Source organism: Nesterenkonia cremea, assembly GCF_014642675.1.
In the GTDB taxonomy this organism is placed as follows: Bacteria; Actinomycetota; Actinomycetes; order Actinomycetales; family Micrococcaceae; genus Nesterenkonia; species Nesterenkonia cremea.
In genome coordinates this window covers 85,605-105,374 of the sequence record NZ_BMIS01000003.1, presented here as the reverse complement: position 1 = coordinate 105,374, position 19,770 = coordinate 85,605, and the positions used below count along the sequence as shown (strand labels likewise).

12 protein-coding genes are annotated in these 19,770 nt (G+C 65.7%); all 12 read left to right on the top strand.

Annotation, left to right across the window (positions count from 1 at the left end):
- Positions 1–29: 29 nt before the first annotated feature.
- Positions 30–1,259, top strand: a complete 1,230-nt coding sequence (locus tag IEW85_RS04685) for a YihY/virulence factor BrkB family protein (protein WP_229658797.1) — start codon at positions 30–32, stop codon at positions 1,257–1,259.
- A 16-nt stretch (positions 1,260–1,275) separates the two neighbouring features.
- A complete protein-coding gene (locus tag IEW85_RS04680; protein ID WP_308420867.1) occupies positions 1,276–2,499 on the top strand; it encodes an MFS transporter in 1,224 nt (407 codons plus the stop codon).
- Between the two features lie 439 nt (positions 2,500–2,938).
- A complete protein-coding gene (locus IEW85_RS04675) occupies positions 2,939–3,934 on the top strand; it encodes an ABC transporter permease (RefSeq protein WP_188683190.1) in 996 nt (331 codons plus the stop codon).
- 5 nt (positions 3,935–3,939) lie between these two features.
- Positions 3,940–4,884 (top strand): ABC transporter permease, encoded by a 945-nt coding sequence (locus IEW85_RS04670; protein ID WP_188683188.1) that lies wholly within the window; start codon positions 3,940–3,942, stop codon positions 4,882–4,884.
- Complete coding sequence (locus IEW85_RS04665; protein WP_188683186.1) at positions 4,881–7,007, top strand: dipeptide ABC transporter ATP-binding protein; 2,127 nt, start codon at positions 4,881–4,883, stop codon at positions 7,005–7,007. Before IEW85_RS04670 ends, IEW85_RS04665 begins: the two co-directional genes overlap by 4 nt.
- Positions 7,008–7,129: 122 nt before the next feature.
- Positions 7,130–9,028: an ABC transporter family substrate-binding protein gene (locus IEW85_RS04660; RefSeq protein ID WP_188683183.1), complete on the top strand. Its 1,899-nt coding sequence runs from the start codon at positions 7,130–7,132 to the stop codon at positions 9,026–9,028.
- Between the two features lie 219 nt (positions 9,029–9,247).
- Positions 9,248–11,416 carry a S9 family peptidase gene (locus IEW85_RS04655; protein WP_229658796.1) on the top strand — a complete coding sequence of 723 codons (2,169 nt, stop codon included), beginning with the start codon at positions 9,248–9,250 and terminating at the stop codon, positions 11,414–11,416.
- Positions 11,413–13,557, top strand: a complete 2,145-nt coding sequence (locus IEW85_RS04650) for a prolyl oligopeptidase family serine peptidase (protein WP_188683181.1) — start codon at positions 11,413–11,415, stop codon at positions 13,555–13,557. Before IEW85_RS04655 ends, IEW85_RS04650 begins: the two co-directional genes overlap by 4 nt.
- Positions 13,558–13,582: 25 nt before the next feature.
- A complete protein-coding gene (locus tag IEW85_RS04645) occupies positions 13,583–14,179 on the top strand; it encodes an ArsR/SmtB family transcription factor (protein ID WP_229658795.1) in 597 nt (198 codons plus the stop codon).
- Between the two features lie 499 nt (positions 14,180–14,678).
- Entirely contained in the window at positions 14,679–16,367 is a 1,689-nt protein-coding gene (locus tag IEW85_RS04640) for a peptide ABC transporter substrate-binding protein (RefSeq protein ID WP_188683177.1), read from the top strand.
- A 129-nt stretch (positions 16,368–16,496) separates the two neighbouring features.
- On the top strand, positions 16,497–18,092 hold the full coding sequence (locus IEW85_RS04635; RefSeq protein ID WP_188683175.1) for a peptide ABC transporter substrate-binding protein: 1,596 nt from the start codon (positions 16,497–16,499) through the stop codon (positions 18,090–18,092).
- A gap of 62 nt (positions 18,093–18,154) precedes the next feature.
- A complete protein-coding gene (locus IEW85_RS04630; protein WP_188683174.1) occupies positions 18,155–19,726 on the top strand; it encodes a peptide ABC transporter substrate-binding protein in 1,572 nt (523 codons plus the stop codon).
- Positions 19,727–19,770 lie beyond the last annotated feature (44 nt).

The window sequence follows — 19,770 nt, the reverse complement described above, 5'->3', positions numbered from 1 at the left end:
GAGGGGCCCGTCCGTTTAGGCTGGTGCTCATGAGCTCTGAAGCCGACGGTCTGAAGCCCTACAGCGCCCGTGAGCACGACGTCGAGGAGCACGACATCTTCGATGAGGCGGCGACCTATGAGGACGCCTCCCGGCCCGGGACAGTCTCAGCCGCTGCCGACCAGCCCTATATGGTCAAGGCCCGGCAGCGAGAGGAGTATGCCGAGGACGGAGGCGAGGAGCGCGACGAGTCCAAGCCCTCCTCGCCGCTGAAGCTCACCGGCGCCACGTGGAAGTACAGCTTCAAACGTGCGCTCTCAGAGTTCGGTCGAGACCAGTGCAGCGATCTGGCCGCCGGCCTGACCTACTACGCGGTGCTCTCGGTCTTCCCGGCGCTGATCGCCCTGGTCTCGTTGCTCTCCCTGGTGGGGGAGGCAGAGCGGACCACCCAGTTCTTCGTGAATATGGTGGCGGATATGACTGAGGGCGATCCCGATGTCATGGACACCGTCGAGTTGGTGGTCGGCAACATCACTACGGCCGACGGTGCCGGCATCGGACTGGCCATCGGCATTCTGCTGGCCATGTGGACGGCGTCGAACTTTGTGAACGCCTTCTCCCGGGCCATCAACCGGATCTTCGAAGTGGAGGAGGGGCGCTCCTTCATCCAGCTGCGGCCGCTGCTCTACGCGGTGACCGTCGCACTGATCGCCCTGGTGGCCTCCGCCGCTCTGGTGCTGGTGATCTCCGGTCCGATCGCGGCCTCCATCGGCAATGTGATCGGCCTGGGCGAGACGGCCGTGACCATCTGGAACTGGGCCACGCCGGTCGTGCTGATCGTCATCGCCGCCATCGGCATCGCGCTGCTCTACTACTGCACCCCGAACATCCGTCAGCCCGGTGCCAAGTGGATCTCCGGCGGCGCGCTGATCGCCATCCTGGTGATGATCGCAGCCACCGGCGGTGTGGCCTTCTACGTCATGCACTTCGCCAACTACGACGCCACCTACGGCTCGCTGGCCAGCGTGATCATCTTCCTGTTCTGGATCTACATCATGAATATGGTCCTGCTCTTCGGCGCAGAGTTCGACGCCGAGCTGGAGCGTGGTCGCCAGCTGCAGGCCGGCATCGAGGCTGAGCGCACCATCCTGCTCCCGCCGCGGGAGACCAAGGGTGCCGATAAGAAGAACAAGAAGTACGAGGAGCTGGTCGCCCAAGCTCAGGCGCTTCGCCTGACCCAGGGGGAGACCTCCAACCCCGACGACGTCTGGCGCCGCTGAGAGCGCGGGACCAGCGATCGAAGGGGAGATCGAACAGCAGACGGGCCGGCGCAGGTCTGTCCAGCTGGGCCTCCCTTTCACCTATCTGATCGCCACTGTCTGCTCCAGCGCCACGATGCTGGCCGTGCTGGTGGCGGTGGCGCAGGGGGAGTCTCGCGACTGGGCGGTGCCTGCGGTTCTCCTCTGCGTATCGATTCCACAGATCGCCTTGGCTCCCTTCGCCGCCCCTCTTTTGGACCGCCTCGGGCCACGCCCGATCGTGGTCGCTTCTGGCGCGGCTCAGGTGGTTGCTCTGCTGTGCGCGGCCGTGTTCCCCGAGCTCGCTGTGATCCTGTGTGTACTCGTCTTCACGGCGTCGATCTCTGCTCTCGACTCCGCCGGAATGCTGCTCCTTGCTGACCGGGCACCACGGGAGACCAACTCTGAGACTGCTGCCAGAGCGTTCGCTCGTCTGGACACGGCTCGTCTGCTGGGCGGCTTCATCGGTCCAGTTCTGGGTGGGGTGGCTCTGGAGTACCTGAGCCTGTCATGGGTGTTTGTGGCAGAAGCGGCCGCCGTCGGGGTTCTTGCCCTGACCGCGATGTTCTACCCGCAGGTGCAGTGGGAGGCTGCGGGGGCTGCGTCTACCTGGTGGCACCGAGTGAAGGAAGCTCCCGCGCTGCTCTTCCGGAACAGGGTTGCACGGGTCGCTCTGACGGGCCTGGCAGCGGCGATCGTCTTCACCTCGTTCTTCTCTGCGGCTCAGGCCATCTATGGAGTCGAGACGCTGGATCTCAGCCCGATCGGAGTGGCGGTCCTGGCCCAGGCCTTCGTCCTGGGGCGGCTCCTCGGGGCCCACTGGGCCGGTCGGCTGACCGGTGATGTGGCGTACCGGTGGCTCCTGATTGCGACCTTTCTGATGGGCGTCGGGCTCATGGTGCCCGGACTGGTCCATTCGTCTGTTGCGGCCGGCATCGGGTTCGCCGTTGCGGGAGTGGCCAATGCGATCCAAGTAGCGGCCATCCGCCTGATCGTGGTGGACGCAGTTCCTTCGGAGGTGCGTGGGCGCTCCCTCTCGACGATGGGGACGGTCAACCAGACGGCTGGAGTGCTGGGCACGGCAGGCGCTGGGCTGGCGCTGGCGGCTCTGGGGCCAGCTGGGACTCTGGTGGTGGCAGGCGCCGGCACCGTGCTGGCTGCCGTGTTCAGTGCAGTCTTCGGGCGAAGTCCGCAGAAGGCAGTTTCTCCTCGCCAGGCGTAACATCGCGTCATATTCGGCTCGCGTTGAGATTGGCCTGCGGGTCCACTCGGCCTTCGGCCTGCGTTTCGAAAATGTTTCGCGTGCGGGCCGCATGCTCCGAAAAATGTTCGCACCAGGTGATGTGACCTACCTCTCAGATCGCCGTGATCACGCTGAATTGTGAAAGAAGTCTTGAATAGTTGAGGCTCTCGGGCAGATGTTTCAGCTGCGTTGACGGGGCTGCCTTGACTTTCCGGTGCGGTTCGCTCTCTGGGCCACTGGGCCCGCTTCTTCCTGGTCACCGAGTGATCCACGCCTCATCGCGGAGGCCTCGAGTTTTCGTACAGTGGTTCCACTCCGCACCGCGGCCTCAGGGTCGTATCTGATGTGAAGCGTGACAGTAGAGGGGAAGCGCCATGCCTGCACCTGAGGTCAGCGAGCTGGAACAGGCGTCTGGACGATGCTGAAGTTCATCGCGCTGCGCTTTGTGCGCTACAGCATCATGACGTTCGCCGTCACGACCATCGCCTATCTGATGGCCGTGAGCTTCTTCAATCCCGTCACCCAGCTGATGGACCTGACCGGCGGCTCGCTGGACCCTGAGGTCAACCGGGAGAACGTCGAGGAGACCCTGCGGCGCTACGAGCTGGACCCGGATCAGAACATGTTCCAGCGCTACGGGGTCTGGCTGTCCGGCGTGATCACAGAAGGCCACTGGGGCTACAGCCCCAACGGCGCCACGGTGAACGACGCCTTCGGAGACCGCGTCTGGATCTCAGTGCGCCTGACCCTGGCCGCGATGATCCTCAGCACCGTCATCGGCATCGCCCTGGGCGTCTACGCCGCATCCCGCCAGTACCGCTGGGGCGACCGCACCACCACCTGGTACTCCTACTTCACCATGATCGTCCCCACCCCGGTGGCCTTCCTGCTGGTCCAGCGCGGAGCCATCTGGGTCAACGAACAGGCCGGGGAGCAGATCTTCTACGTCACCGGCTTCCGCAGCATCGGCGTGGAAGGGACCTGGAACCAGTTCGTGGACATGCTGGCCCACTACGCAGTGCCCACTCTGGCGATGACCATCTTCGGCTGGGCCGCCATGCAGATCTCCCAGCGGCAGTACCTGCTGGACTACGTCAACGCCGACTTCGTCCGCACCGCCCGGGCCACCGGACTGACGCGCAAGCAGGCCATCCGCAAACACGCACTGCGGGTCTCCTTCGTCCCCACCGCCCAGTCCATCGCCTTCAGCATCCCAGCCCTGCTGACCGGCACCTTCTTCGCCGAGATCATCTTCAACTGGGACGGCATCGGCGCCTACACCATCCGGGCGCTGCACCAGCATGACGTCAACGCCACGGTGGCCGTGACCTTCTACGGCTGCATCGTCTTCGCCATCGGCGCCCTGATCGCCGATATCTTCACCTCCATCATCGACCCGCGAGTGAGGCTGTGAGACCGATGGCCATCAATCCGCTGAACGCCGCACAGCACACTCAGGCGGCCAATGAGACCGGTGGGGGAGAGCCCTCGGGCGAGATCCGGCCCATGGGCAAGAAGCGTCTGATCCTCAAGCGCTTCATGCGCCGCAAGCCCGCCGTCTTCGGCGTCTTCCTGCTGGTGCTGCTCGGGGCCTTCGCGCTCTTCGGCCACCACCTCACGCCCTGGCACTATCAGGAGCAGGACTTCGTCAATCTGGGCGCGGGCCCCAGCTCAGAGCACTGGCTGGGCACCAACTCGGCCGGTGTGGACATGGTGGCGCTGCTGGCCCAGGCCACACGCACCTCGCTGATGATCGGCCTGATCGTGGGCATCCTGACCCCGGTGATCTCCCTGGTCATGGGCTGCGCCATGGCCTACTTCGGCGGCTGGGTGGAGCGCCTGGGCATGTGGACCCTGGAAGCGCTGATCATGTTCCCGCAGATCGTGCTGATCGGCATCGTGATGACCGGGCGCGACGGCGGACCGGTCACCCTGGCCTTCATCATGGTCATGTTCGGCTGGATGGCCTCCGCCCGTCTGATCCGCGGCATGGCCCTGTCCTATGTGAACCGCGACTTCATCAAGGCCTCCCGCTTCATGGGGGTCCACCCGCTGAAGATCGTGTGGCGGCACCTGGCGCCGAATCTGTCCTCGATCGCCATCATCAACGCCACCACGGCCATCTGGGGTGCCATCCTCGCGGAGATCTCCCTGTCCTACCTGGGCATCGGCGTGACCGTCCCGGAGACCTCCCTGGGTCTGCTGATCGAACAGTCCCGGACCTATGTGTTCAGCCAGCCCTGGATGTTCTGGGCCCCGGTGGCGGTGTTCGGATTCATCGTCATCTCCCTGATGCTCATCAACGACGGGCTGCGCGACGCGCTCGACCCCGAATCCAAAGCGGGAGGCAAGGCCACCACATGAGTGAGACCACTGTGACCACCCCGGAGCCGGCACCGATCGGCGGCGGCGCCCCGATCCTCTCGGTCCGCGACCTGCACGTCCGATTCCCCAGCGAGGCCGGCTCCGTCCACGCCGTGCGCGGTATGGACTTCGACCTCCACCCCGGCCAGGTGCTGGGCATCGTGGGCGAGTCCGGCTCCGGCAAATCGGTGACCTCTATGGCCATCATGGGCCTGCTCCCGGACACCGCCCGTGTGGAGGGCGAGATCCTGCTGGACGGCCAGCCCATCCTGGGGCTCAGCGATGAGGCGATGAGCCGCCACCGCGGCAACACCATCTCCATGATCTTCCAGGACCCGCTGTCCTCCCTGACCCCGGTGCTCTCCGTGGGTCAGCAGATCACCGATGCCATCGGCAACCACAACCCTAAGATGACCAAGGCCCAGCGCGAGGAGCGGGCCGTGGAGCTTCTCCAGAAGGTAGGGATCCCCGCCGCGGAGGAGCGGCTGAAGAACTTCCCCCATGAGTTCTCCGGAGGTATGCGCCAGCGCGTGATGATCGCGATGGCCATGGCCAACAACCCGCGGGTCATCATCTGCGACGAGCCCACCACCGCATTGGACGTCACCGTCCAGGCCCAGGTCCTGGAGCTGCTGAAGCTCGCTCAGGAGGAGACCGGGGCCGCGATCATCATGATCACCCATGACCTCGGCGTGGTCGCCGGCCTGGCCGATGAGCTGGTGGTCATGTACGCCGGCAAGCCGGTGGAGCGCGGCAGCACCCAGCAGGTCTTCAGCAACCCGTCCATGCCTTACACCATGGGACTGCTGGCCGCCGTGCCGCGCCTGGACGTCTCAGCCGAGCACGCCCTGGCCACCATTCCGGGCCGTCCGCCCAACCCAACCCAGCCCTATGCCGGCTGCCCCTTCGCCGCACGCTGCCCCTTGGCCACAGAGGCCTGTGAGCAGGCCGAACCAGGGATGCAGCAGATCTCCCGCGGTCATGCCGCCGCCTGCATCCGCCTGGATGTGGCCCGCCATGCCGATGCCCGGGAGATCTACGGCGTCGAGAAGCTCGCACCCTCAGCCATGGAGCTCACTCCGCGCCAGCAGCGCCCGGAGGTCCTGCGCGCGGAGAACATCACTCGTCACTTCGAGCTGCGCTCCCGGCTGTTCAAACGCCATCTGGGCACTGTGCGCGCAGTGGACGGCGTCTCCTTCGACCTGCGGGAGGCCGAATGCTTCTCCATCGTGGGGGAGTCGGGCTCCGGCAAGTCCACCACGCTGCTGGAGATCATGGAGCTGGACCCGGCCGAGGGCACCGATCTGGTCCTCAACGGCCGGACCATCACCGGCTCCCGGAAGAAGCACCGCGCTCCCTTGGAGATGCGCGCCGATCTGCAGATGGTCTTCCAAGACCCCACCGGTGCGCTGTCCCCCCGCCAGACCGTCTACGAGCTGCTGGCCGAGCCGATGGAGGCCCAGGGCTGGAAGTCCGAGGACATCCGGGCACGGGTCTTCGAGCTGCTGCAGACAGTGGGTCTGCAGCCCGATCACGTGGACCGGTTCCCCAACGCCTTCTCCGGAGGTCAGCGCCAGCGCATCGGCATCGCCCGTGCCCTGGCACTGGACCCCAAGCTGTTGGTCCTGGACGAGCCGGTCTCCGCTCTGGACGTCTCCATCCAGGCCGGTGTCATCAACCTGCTGCAGCGGCTGAAGTCCGATCTGGGGCTCTCCTATCTGATGGTGGCCCACGACCTCTCTGTGGTCCGGCACATCTCAGACCGGATCGCCGTGATGTACCTGGGCCGCTTCGTGGAGATCGGTGAGGTGGAGGAGATCTATGAGCGTCCCCGTCATCCCTACACCCAGGCGCTGCTCTCAGCGATCCCGGTCCCGGATCCGGAGGTGGAGGCCGGCCGCAAACACATTCTGCTGGAGGGCGACCTGCCCTCACCCACAGCCGTCCCCGAGGGCTGCAGCTTCCGGCCCCGCTGCCCGCTCTACCGTCTGCTGCCCGAGGGCCAGCAGTCGGTCTGTGAGAGCGTCCAGCCGGCGCTGGAGCCGCTGATCCTCAGTGAGCCCGACGCCGGCGACCACGGTGTCGCCTGCCACTATCCGCGGGACCTCAGAGAGATGAACTGATCAGATCACCGGTGCGGGCCGGCCTGCCCCCACCGGAACCAAGCGCCCGGACCGAGCTGCCGGCCGGCGTCGGGCGCCCGGCGCGGAGGATGGGCTTCCGCACTCGCACAGAGGAGATTGACATGGCATATCGGAGGAATCGGCGCGGAACGCTCGCTCTGGCTGTGGTGGCCGTGGGAACACTGGCGCTGTCCGCCTGCGGCAACGGCGACGGAGGCGGGTCCGGCCCCGAAGGGGGCGCGCTCAGCGGTGACCTGGACGAGGTCTATGACATCAACGAGGCCTCGGTGGAGGACCTGCAGGAGGGTGGTCAGCTGACCCTGCCGGTCACCAATATGGGCCCGAACTTCAACGGCATGACCAACGCCGGCAACAGCGAGGCCGTGCGCAGCATCGTCAGCGCCATCGACACCACCGGCGCCTGGCGTCTGGACCCCGAGGGCGAGTTTGTCCTCAACGAGGACTTCGTACTCTCTGCTGAGCAGGAGATCCTCGAAGACGGCACCCAGACCATGCACTATGAGCTCAACCCGGAGGCCACCTGGAACGACGGCACTCCCATCGATTTCTACACCTATGAGCACACGGTGAACATCCGCTCCGGCTCCGAAGAGGGCTTCGACCTGGTGGCCACCACGGCCTATGACCAGATCGAGAGCATCGAGATGGGCGAGGACGAGTGGTCCTTCACCATCACGATGGAGGAGCCGTACCAGCCCTGGCAGACCATCTTCAACAGCGGAAGCCGCGGCGACGGCACACTGGTCCACCCGGAGGTGGACACTGCGGAGGACTTCAACGAGGGCTACGTCAACGATCTGCGTCCCGAATACCGTGCCGGTCCCTTCACCGTGGACACTCTGGATATGTCCGCGAATGTGGCTTCCCTGGTCCCCAATGAGGACTGGTGGGGCGATGAGCCGGTCCTGGAACGCCTCAACTTCGCCCAGTACGAGACCAACGCCAGCATTCCGGCCTTCCAGAACGGTGAGATCGACTCAGTCGGCATCAACACCGCGCCTCGCTATGAGGAGCTCACCGACTGGTCGGAAGAGGGCTATGACATCCGCCGCGGACAGCGCATGGCCACCTGCGGATTCCTGCTCAACGGGGACTCCGGGAACCTGAGCGATGTGGCCGTGCGTGAGGCGATCTTCCGCACGCTGGACCGCGAGCAGATCGCCGATGTCCAGTTCGAGGGTGTGAACTGGGAGGAGGACACCCCCAGCGGCTGGCTGCTCATGCCCTTCCAGGATGAGTATGAGGATGTCTACCCGGTGGAGGACAACGATCCCGAGGGTGCCGGTGAGGTGCTCGAGGAGGCCGGCTGGACCTACGAGAACGACGGCGATGACTACCGCAGCCAGGACGGCGAGGAGCTGCGCGTGGTCTTCAACACCTTCGGCGATGACCCTATCGGCGAGGCGCAGGCCCAAGCGGCTCAGACCATGGCTGCTGAGGCCGGTATCAACCTGGACATCGACAACCAGGGCTCGGCACAGTTCGGCGAAGTGGTGGGCAACCGCGACTTCGGCATGGTCAACATGTGCTATGGCAAGGCCGGTGCTGACCCGACCAGCGGCACCAATCAGTTCTACTCCAGCCAGGAGGGCAACCTCACCGGCCTGAGCGACGATGAGCTGGACCAGCGCATCGAGGAGAACTTCGCCACTGAGGATGACGAGGAGCGCTTCGCCGAGGCAGTGGCCATCGAGGAGGAGGCCATCTCCACCTACTTCCACTACCTGGCCACCGCCAACGGCCCGGAGATCTTCGCCTTCCGCGAGGGACTGGCCAACTACGGCCCGGCCCTCTTCGAGACCACTGACTGGACCACGGTCGGCTGGCTCGAGGACGCTGGCCACGACGGCTCTGACTCGGGCGTGGACGAGGACGAGCTCGAGGAGACCGATCCGGACGAGGTCGATGAGGAAGGCGTCCCGCTGGACGAGGCCGAGGACGAGACCGAGGAGGAAGATGAGGCCGAAGAGGGCACTGAGGAGGACGACACCGAGGAGTGACCCTCCGGGCTGACCCTCTGCACCGACCCTCAGAGCTGAGACTCTGAGATCCCGACGCCGGCGCGCAGCGCCCTGCTGACCGGATGCGCCGGCGTCGTCCCTCCAGTGACGCTGCGGCCTCTCCGCTCTCCCGTACCGAGAGGGCGGGGAGGCCGCAGTCCTTCCTGGGCTGCGCGCCCGCACAGACTTGACCCCAGAGAGAGAAGAGGACGCACCGACGTGGCTGAATCACCCGCACTGCAGGACTTCGACCTGGACCGCATGGTCGCCCATGACCGGCTCTCCGGCCTGACGCTGAGCCCGGATGGGACCCGCCTGGTGACCACGGTGACCACCCTGGATGAGAAGGCCACCGGATACGTCAGCGCCCTCTGGGAGGTGGATCCCGCCGGTCAGCGTGAACCCCGGCGGCTGACGCGCAGCACCACAGGGGAGCAGGCCCCGGCCTTCGCCCACAGCGGCCATCTGTACTTCACCTCCAGCCGCCCGGATCCGGACGCCGTCGAGGACAATGACTCCAAGGAGGCCGGACTCTGGAGGCTGCCCGCCGGCGTCGGGGAGGCAGAGCCCATCCTGCGCCGTCCGGGCGGGATCGGCGGCATCACCTGTGCCCGGTCTGCCGAGACTGTCCTGATCAGCGCGCCGCTGCTGCCCGGAGCCGCCGATGAGGAGCAGCACGCGCGGCTGCACCGCCACCGGCAGGAGACTTCAGTGAAGGCGATCCTGCACAGCTCCTATCCCATCCGGCACTGGGACCATGACCTGGGCCCAGCCCAGCCGCACCTCTTCGCGCTGGAACAGGGCAGCGCCGAGCAGGAGAATGCCGCGCAGAACAGCACAGCCCACAGGCTGCGCAACATCTGCGCAGGGATCGGCAGCCGCTACACCGGAGAGGTCCACCTCAGCCCCGACGGAACCACAGCCCTGATGGGCGAGACCATCTTGGAGGCCCGGGCCGAGCGGCGCAGCGCCGTCGCCCAGGTGGACACCGCCACCGGCGAGCGCCGCATCATCGCCGATGACCCGCAGAAGGACTTCTCTCCGGGGCCGATCAGCCCGGATGGTCAGTACGCGATCATCTCCGTCTCTCAGCGTCCGGTGCCGGCTGAGCCGATGCGTCCGGTGCTTCAGCTGCTGGACCTGGAATCCCTGGAGATGACTCCGCTGGCCGAGGGCGCGGACCGATGGCTCAGCCCGGCCAGCTGGCTGCCGGACTCCTCAGCCATGCTGGCCCTGGGCGACGATGACGGCCGCGGACCGGTCTGGAGGATCACCCTGGCCACGGGGCAGGCCGAGCGGGTCACCGGTGAGGACTCCACCTTCTCCGAGGTCATCGCGGCCCCCGACGGCGCCACCGCCTATGGTGTGCGCTCCAGCTACGCCTATCCGAGCGAGATCGTGCGCATCGACCTGAGCAGCGGGCAGACCACGCTGCTGCGCAATCCCACGGCCCGTCCGCAGGTGCCGGGCAGCCTCACCGAGATCGAGACCCAGGCCGAGGACGGCGTGCGCATCCGGTCCTGGCTGGCCCTGCCCGAGGGAGCCTCGGCGCAGAGCCCCGCTCCGCTGCTGCTGTGGATCCACGGCGGCCCGCTGAACTCCTGGAACGCGTGGTCCTGGCGGTGGGTGCCGTGGCGCCTGGTGGCCCAGGGCTATGCGGTGCTGCTGCCGGATCCGGCGCTGTCCACCGGCTACGGCCAGGACTTCATCCGCCGCGGCTGGAACTCCTGGGGTGACAAGCCCTTCACCGATCTGATGGCCATCACTGATGCCGCCGAGGCCCGGGAGGACATCGATCAGACCCGCACGGCGGCCATGGGCGGATCCTTCGGCGGCTATATGGCCAACTGGGTGGCCGGGCACACTGACCGCTTCAAAGCGATCGTCACCCATGCCAGCCTGTGGGCCCTGGACCAGTTTGGGCCCACCACTGATATGTCGCCCTTCTGGCGCCGCCAGATCGATACGGCCATGGAGGAGCAGCACTCCCCGCATCACTGGGTCGGAGACATCACCACGCCTATGCTGGTGATCCACGGGGATGAGGACTACCGGGTGCCGATCGGCGAGGGGCTGCGGCTCTGGTACGAGCTGCTGGCCGATTCCGGACTCCCCATGGGGGAGGACGGGTCCAGCCCGCATCGGTTCCTGTACTTCCCCGATGAGAACCATTGGATCCTCAAGCCTCACCAGAGCGTGGTCTGGTACCAGGTGATCGAAGCCTTCCTGGCCGAACACGTCCTGGGTGCGGACCCGCAGACCGCCTCCGAGCAGCTTCCAGCCTCCCTGGGGCTGAAGCCGCTTCAGGAGGAGCCGGATGCTGAGCAGAAGAAGAGCGGACAGAAGACGAGCGGGCTGAAGAAGAGTGGGCAGGAGAACCACGCATGAGCGCATCCACCTCATCTGAAGATCCCCATCTGTGGCTGGAGGAGGTCACCGGCGAGTCCGCTCTGGCATGGGTCCATGAGCGCAATGCCCGGGCCGAGCAGAGGCTCTTCATCCCGGAGTTCCACACGCTGAAGGACCGGCTGCGGGAGAACCTCGACGCCGAGGGCCGCATCCCGCAGGTGGTCCGGCGCGGGGAGCACCTCTACAACTTCTGGACCGATGACCAGCACCCCCAAGGGATCTGGCGCCGGACCACGCTGGAGTCCTACCGCAGCCCAGAGCCGGAATGGGAGGTCCTGTTGGACCTCGATGAGCTCTCCGCACAGGAGGGTGTCACCTGGGTCTGGCACGGGGCCCAGCTGTTGCGCCCCCAGCAGGAGGGACAGCCCTGGCGCCATGCGCTGATCGACCTGTCTCCGGGCGGCTCAGATGCTGATGTCACCCGTGAGTTCGACCTTCTCACCGGTTCCTTCGTGCCCGAGTCCGAGGGCGGATTCCACCGCCCGGAGTCCAAGGGCACGCTGAGTTGGATCGATGAGGACACCGTCTATCTCTCCCACAGCCTTGAGGGCAATGCGACCACCTCGGGTTATCCGCGCAGCGCCTTCCGCTGGCGGCGCGGCACCCCGATGGAGCAGGCCGAGCAGGTCATCTCCGTGGAGGAGGACGACCTCAGCGTGGGGGTGGGGTATTCGGACACCCCCGGCTTCGAGCGGCATGTGGCGGTGCGCGCCCTGGGCTTCTTCTCCTCGGAGACCTATGTGCTCCACCAGGAGGAATGGGCCGAGGTGCAGGTTCCCGACGACGTCCGGGTCACCTTCCACCGGGATCTGGTCCTGCTGAACCCGCGCACCGACTTCACCCACCGGGGACTTCAGATCGCCGCGGGCAGCCTGGTGGTCGGATCGGTGGAGGAGGAGCTGGCCGGCACGGGTGAGCTCAGCGTGCTCTTCCGCCCCACAGAGACCTCCTCGCTGACTTCGGTCACCGCCACGCAGAACATGATCGTGCTGACCGTCATGGAGCATGTTCTCGAGCGGGTGGAGGCGTTCTGGCGTCAGGACGGGCAGTGGCGCAGTTCTGCGGTGCTCACCGGGCTGACCGGAAGTCTGAAGGTGGCCGCCGTCGACGCAGAGGAGAGTGATGAGCTCTGGGTGACCTGTGAGGACTGGCTCTCCCCGCGCACGCTGCATCTGGCGGATCTGGCTCCGGTGCTCTCTGGGGAGAGCGAGGAGATTGAGCAGCTCAAGCAGGAGCCTGCCCTCTTCGATGCCGCCGGGCTGAGCGTCCAGCAGCACTTCGCACGCAGCCAGGACGGCACCCAGGTGCCCTATTTCCTGGTGGGTCCGCAGGAGATCCTGGAGGATCCGGCCGGGCCGCCGCGGCCCACGCTGCTCAACGGCTACGGCGGCTTCCAAGTCTCCTGGACCCCGCTGTACAACCACATCGCCGGCACCTCCTGGCTGGAGCAGGGCAATGTCTACGCCGTGGCAAACATCCGCGGAGGAGGGGAGTACGGCCCGGGCTGGCACCAGACCGCGCTCAAGCAGAACCGTCACCGTGCCTATGAGGACTTCTCCGCCGTCGCGCGCGATCTGGTGGCCCGCGGGGTGACCACCGCTGAGCAGCTGGCCTGCCAGGGCGGCTCCAACGGCGGGCTGCTCACCGGCAATATGCTCACTCAGTACCCGCAGCTCTTCGGAGCGGTGGTCATCCAGGTGCCGCTGCTGGATATGCGGCGCTTCGCCCAGCTGCTGGCCGGAGCCTCTTGGCGCGCTGAGTACGGGGATCCGGAGACCTCTGACTGGGAGTTCATCCGCACTTTCTCCCCGTATCATCTGCTGGATCCCGACGCCGACTACCCGCCGGTGCTGCTGACCACCTCCACCCGGGACGACCGGGTCCACCCCGGTCATGCCCGCAAGATGGCCGCGGCCCTGGAGGAGCTCGGCGCGGATGTCACCTATTGGGAGAACACCGAGGGCGGCCACGGGGGAGCGGCGAACCCGGAGCAGAAGGCCACGATGACCTCCCTGATGTACACCTTCCTGCGGGAGAGGCTCGGCGAGGGGACGCGGGCCGCAGCAGGGTCGCCGGCGGCCGCAGGATCACTCGGAGGGGAGCAGAGCCCTGGCAGCTGAATCGAAGAAGAAGGTCCATCCGGTCGTGCCGGTGGATCAACTGCCCAAGTTCGTCGTCATCGATGATGTCCAGGCCATCCGTGCGATGGCACATCAGGCGCGCCAGAAGGCCCTGGACGAGCTCTATGGAAGCCACCGGGCCTATACGGCCACTGAGCTGGCCGCCCGCTGCGAGATCTCCCCCTCGGCGATGAGCTATCACCTGCGTGCCCTGGAGAAGTACGGCTACATCCGGCGGGTGGAGCAGGAGGGCGACGGCCGCAATAAGTACTGGCAGGCGGTGGCCTTCACGCTGCGCATCATTGGGTTCGACGCCGGCAGTCAGTCCGAGAGCCCCTCGGTCACCTCCCATATCGAGGGTCTGCGCAAACGCGTGGGCGAGGAGGTCCGCCGGCGTCGGGCGCGCTCTGCGGATCTGCATGATGAGGCCCTGTATCCGGTGATCACCTCCAGCCAGCTGGACCTGCGCGATGAGCAGGCTGAGGAGTTCATGCAACGGCTGCACGGGCTGCTCGACGAGTTCGCTCTGACCTCCGGCAAGCTGCCTCCGGATGAGGCCACGCGCCGGATCCATTACTTCGTCTCGGCCATCGAGGAGCCTCCGGAACCCGTGGAATCCTGAGCTGGGACGCCGCTCACAGGCTCAGAGCACGTAATACTGCGTCACATAGGGACTATTTCTCTCGCATCCTGAGAAGTCTCTTCACCTGGTTGATCGCACTGGTGCTGATCATTTGTTTCAGGCATGTTTCATGTCTATGACAGCCGCTGACTAGGGCGGCGGACAGGATTCCAGGTCAGCATGGGGTCGGTGCTCGCAGTGGGGCCTGAGCCCGGCTCGGTGGTGACCTGCTCCCGGCGGCTCAGGGATCGGCGTCGTGTTTCGTGCGCATTGAGTTTTTCGGCAATGGGGGATTGTTGAGCATGTTCGTGATGTACGTCACGCATTGGTAACGATTCTGCCCCCAGCAGTTTCTGAAGCATTCGTTTCAAGTTCGGAGCCTTAGGATGGTTCGCACATCTTGCGGCGCCTGGAGGCGCGCTGAAACTCACCGTCGGATCGGCGGTGGTACAGGGCAATCCGAGCGCCACACTTGCACCTTTCTGAGGAGAAATCTCATATGGCTGAGAAGAAGACATGGCGCTCAACAGCTGTGGCGATCACAGCTGTGGGCGCGATCGGCCTGACCGCCTGCGGAGACGGCGGAGGCAACGGCAACGGAGCTGAGGGCGGGGGAGCCATCTCCGAGAGCCACCTGATCCAGGGTGGCGCCGACCCCTCGGGCGTGGCTGATGACGTGGCAGAGCAGGCAGTGGAGGGCGGCGGCACTGTCAGCATCTTCAACACGGAGCCGCAGTATCTGATGCCGGGCAACTCCTCCGAGGTCGGAGGCTCCAAGGTTCTCGAGCAGCTGTTCACCGGTCTGACTGTGGTGGACTACGAGACCTTCGAGGCCGGCCCCGGTGTGGCGGAGTCCTGGGACAGCGACGACCAGGTCACCTGGACCTTCGAGCTGGGCGAGGACTGGACCTTCCACAACGGTGACCCGGTCACCGCCGAGACCTTCGTGGACACCTTCAACTGGGTGGTGGACCCGGACAACGCTCAGCAGAACGCGGACTTCTACGACGTCATCCTCGGCTACCAGGACGTCGTCGACGGCGATGCCGAGGAGCTCGAGGGTGTGCGCGCCCTCGATGACCACACGCTGGAGATCGAGCTCAACGAGCCTTTCTCGGCCCTGCCGCTGATGCTCTCCTACACCGGCTTCTACCCGCTGCCGGATGAGGCCTTCGAGGATCCTGACGCCTTCGAGCAGGCCCCGATCGGCAACGGCCGCTACCAGATGGACGGCGAGTGGGAGCATGACGTCGAGATCGCCATGGAGCGCTACGAGGACTGGCCGGGCGAGGAGCCGGGCATCCCGGAGCGCATCGAATGGCGCATGTATTCGGACCCGGACACCGCCTATATGGATGTCCAGTCCGGTGAGCTCGACGTGCTGGATCAGATCCCGCCGAACCGTCTGCCGACTGTGGAGGACGACTTCGCCGATCACTTCACCGGCTTCGAGACCTCCTCCTCCGAGTACATCGGCTTCCCGCTGTACCAGGAGGAGTTCGAGGATCCGGATGTGCGTCAGGCGCTCTCCATGGCGGTGGACCGCGAGGCCATCACCGAGACGATCTTCGACGGCGCCCGTCAGCCTGCCGAGAGCGTCATCCCGCCGATGCTGATCGAGGACCACGAGGGCACCTGCGAGTACTGCCAGCACAACCCGGAGGAGGCCGCTGAGCTCTACGAGGCCGCCGGCGGTCCCGACGAGCTGACCGTCTACTTCAACTCCGACGGCGGCCACGACGATTGGGTCGAGGCTGTCAGCAACATGTGGCAGGAGACGCTCGGCATCGAGGACGTGACCTTCGAGTCCCTGGAGTTCGCCCAGTACCTGGAGCTCCACGACAATCAGGAGATCAGCGGTCCCTACCGCATGGGCTGGGTGCTCTCCTACCCGAGCCCGCAGTACGCGATGGAGCCGGTCTACACCACCGGTCAGTCCTCGAACTACGCGGACTACTCCAGCGAGGAGTTCGACGAGCTGATCGCCGAGGCCAACGCGGCAGACCCGGAGGAGGCCGACGACCTCTACATCGAGGCCGAGGAGGTCCTCCTGGAGGACATGCCGATCATGCCGCTGTGGTTCCGGATCGACGTCTCCGTGCACAGTGAGAACATCCACAACGAGTCGATCTACGTGGACCCGAGGACCTTCCTGCGAGCTGAGCAGCTCGTGGTCCTCGAGGACTGACATCACTGACAGGGGCACGGCCCGTCCCGCCTTTTCGACGGCGGGGGCCGTGCCCCTGTCATATCTCCTCCCACTTCTTTCTCCGCAGGCGCTGCGTGCTGCTGCGCCTGCCCTCATCAAGGAGTCTCTATGACACTGCCCAAGAAGAGGTCTGTCTTCATCGGAGCAGGAATGACCTCAGCACTGGTGCTCTCGGCCTGCGCCGGCGGTGCCGACGGCGAATCAGGCGAAGCACCCGAGGACGGCGGGACCATCTCTGTCTACAACTGCGAGCCGCAGTACATGATCCCCGGCAACACCACTGAGAACTGTGGCTCCCGCGTGCAGGAGCAGCTCTTCACCGGCCTGACCTTGGTGGACAACGAGACCTACGAGGCCATCCCCGGTGTGGCCGAGTCCTGGGACACTGAGGACCAGATCACCTGGACCTTCGAACTCTCCGAGGACTACACCTTCCACAACGGTGACCCGGTCACCGCCCAGGACTTCGTGGACACCTTCAACTGGGTGGTGGACCCGGACAACGCCATGGCCGGTGCCAACTTCCACGACAAGTTCCTCGGCTACGAGGATGTCTCTCAGGGTGAGGCTGAGGAGATGGAGGGTGTGCGCGCCCTCGACGACCACACCCTGGAGTTCGAGCTCACCGAGCCCTTCGGCCAGCTGCCCCTGGTCCTGACCTACACCTCCTTCTATCCGATGCCCTCGGAGGCCTTCGAAGACATCGACGCCTATGAGGCCGCGCCGATCGGCAACGGCCGGTACCAGATGGACGGCGAATGGCGCCGGGACGACGGCATCGACCTGGAGCGCTACGAGGAATGGGGCGGCGAGGAGCCCGGGGCTCCGCAGCGCATCGAGTGGGTCTCCTACTCCGATGTGGACACCGCCTATATGGACGTCCTCTCCGGCGAGTTGGACATCATGCCGGAGGTCCCGCCCAACCGCATCGCCCAGGTGGAGGACGACTTCGGCGAGAACTGGAGCCAGAACGAGACCTCCCGCTTCATCTACATGGGCTTCCCGCTGTACCAGGAGGAGTACCAGGACGTGGATGTCCGCCGGGCGATGTCGATGGCCATCGACCGCGATGAGATCAACGACAGCCTCTTCGACGGATCCCAGACCCCGGCGTCGGGTGTCCTTCCCGGCATCCTGCCGCAGGGACGCGAAGGCGCCTGCGAGTTCTGCGAATTCGATCCGGAGGCCGCCGCTGAGCTCTACGAGGAGGCCGGCGGCCCGTCCACGGTGACCATGTACACCGACACCGGAACCGGGCACGACGAATACGTCGAGGCCATCGGCAACATGTGGCAGCAGCACCTGCCCATCGAGGACATCACCTATGAGTCCATGGAGTTCGCCCACTATCTGGAGCTCCACGAGTCTGAGGGCGTGACCGGCCCCTACCGCCTGGGATGGCTGCTGGCCTACCCCAGCCCGCAGTACGCGATGGAGCCCCTCTACAGCACCGATGCCCACTCCAACTACTCGGACTACAGCTCCGAGGAGTTCGACGCGGCCATCCAGGAGGCCAACTTCGCCGATCTGGAGGACTCCGATGAGCTCTACCAGAACGCCGAGAACATCCTCCTGGAGGATATGCCGGTCATCCCGCTCTGGTTCCAGGACTACTTCATCGTCCACTCGGACCGCGTGGAGAACGTGGATATGGACCTGAGCACCTTTGTCCGTGTCGAGGATGTCGTGGTGACCGCTGAGTGAGCCTGCACCGCACCGAACCGCAGAAGACAGTACGCAACCGAGATGAGGCGACTATGCGGCCCGTGACCAAGAGAACCGCCCTGGCGGGAGGTTCGCTGACGGCGGCGCTGGTGCTCAGCAGCTGTGCCCTCGGCGAGCCCGACGGCGACGGCGACGCCGGCACGCTGAGCACCTACCAGTGCGAGCCCCAGTACCTGACCCCGGGCAACTCGGCAGAGGTCTGCGGCGCCGGCGTCCTCGAGACCCTGTTCACCGGTCTGACCGAGATCGACTACGAGACCAATGAGGCGATCCCGGCGGTGGCCGAGTCCTGGGAGTCCGAGGACAACGTCACCTGGACCTTCGAGCTGGGGGAGGACTGGACCTTTCACAACGGGGAGGAGCTGACCTCCCAGCACTTCGTGGACACCTTCAACTGGACTGTGGACCCGGACAACGCTCAGAACAACGCGGAGTACTATGAGTTCTTCCTGGGCTATGACGAGGTCGCCGATGAGGAGGCCGAGGAGCTCGAGGGCGTGCGCGCCCTCGACGACCACACGCTGGAGATCGAGCTGGCCGAGCCCTTCGGCCAGCTGCCGAACATGCTCTCGCTGGTGGGCTTCTCACCGCTGCCGGAGGCGGCCTTCGAGGATATGGAGGCCTTCGAGCAGGCCCCGATCGGCAACGGCCGGTACCAGATGGACGGCGAGTGGGTGCACGACCAGGAGATCCTGACCGAGCGCTACGAGGACTACCCCGGGGACAACCCCGGAGAGGCTGAGCGCATCGAACACATGATCTACAACGATGTGGCCACCGCCTACCAGGAGGTCCAGGCAGGCAACCTCGACCTGCTCTACAACGCCCCGCCGGAGAACATCTCCATGCTGGAGGACGACTTCGGCGACCGGCAGGAGTCCTTCGAGACCGGCACGCTGACCTTCCTGGGCATCCCCACCTACCAGGAGGAGTTCGAGGACCCGCAGATCCGCCAGGCCCTGTCCATGGCGGTGGACCGTGAGGAGATCATCGACGGTCTCTTCGAAGGCACGCTGACCCCGGCGGGATCCTTCCTGCCGCCGGTGCTGCCCGAGGGACGCGAGGACGCCTGCGAGTTCTGCGAATACGATCCCGACGCCGCCGCTGAGCTCTACGAGCAGGCCGGCGGACCGGATGAGCTCACCGTCTACTTCAACTCGGGAGCCGGCCATGACGAATGGGTCGAGGCCGTGACCAACCAGTGGGATCAGAACCTGGGGATCGAGGAGGTGAACTTCGAGTCCATGGAGTTCGCCCAGTACCTGGATCTGCTGGATGAGGAGGACATCGAGGGTCCCTACCGACTGGGCTGGACCCTGTCCTACCCCAGCGCCCAGGAGTCCCTGGAGCCCATGTACTCCTCCACCGCCTCCCGGAACAACACCGGCTGGTCCAGCGAGGAGTTCGATGAGCTGATCGCCCAGGCCAACGCCGCCGACGCGGAGGACTCCGAGGAGGCCTACCAGGAGGCGGAGGAGGTCCTGCTGGAGGAGCTTCCCGTCATCCCGTTGTGGTTCGAGTCCCAGAACGTCGTCTGGTCCGAGAACATCGACGGCGTGGAGATCACTCCGCGCGGTCTGCCCCAGCTCGAGCGGATCGAAGTCCTCGACTGAGGCCGCTCCATGAACCATGAGGCGGCGGGCCTCGCACCGACCCT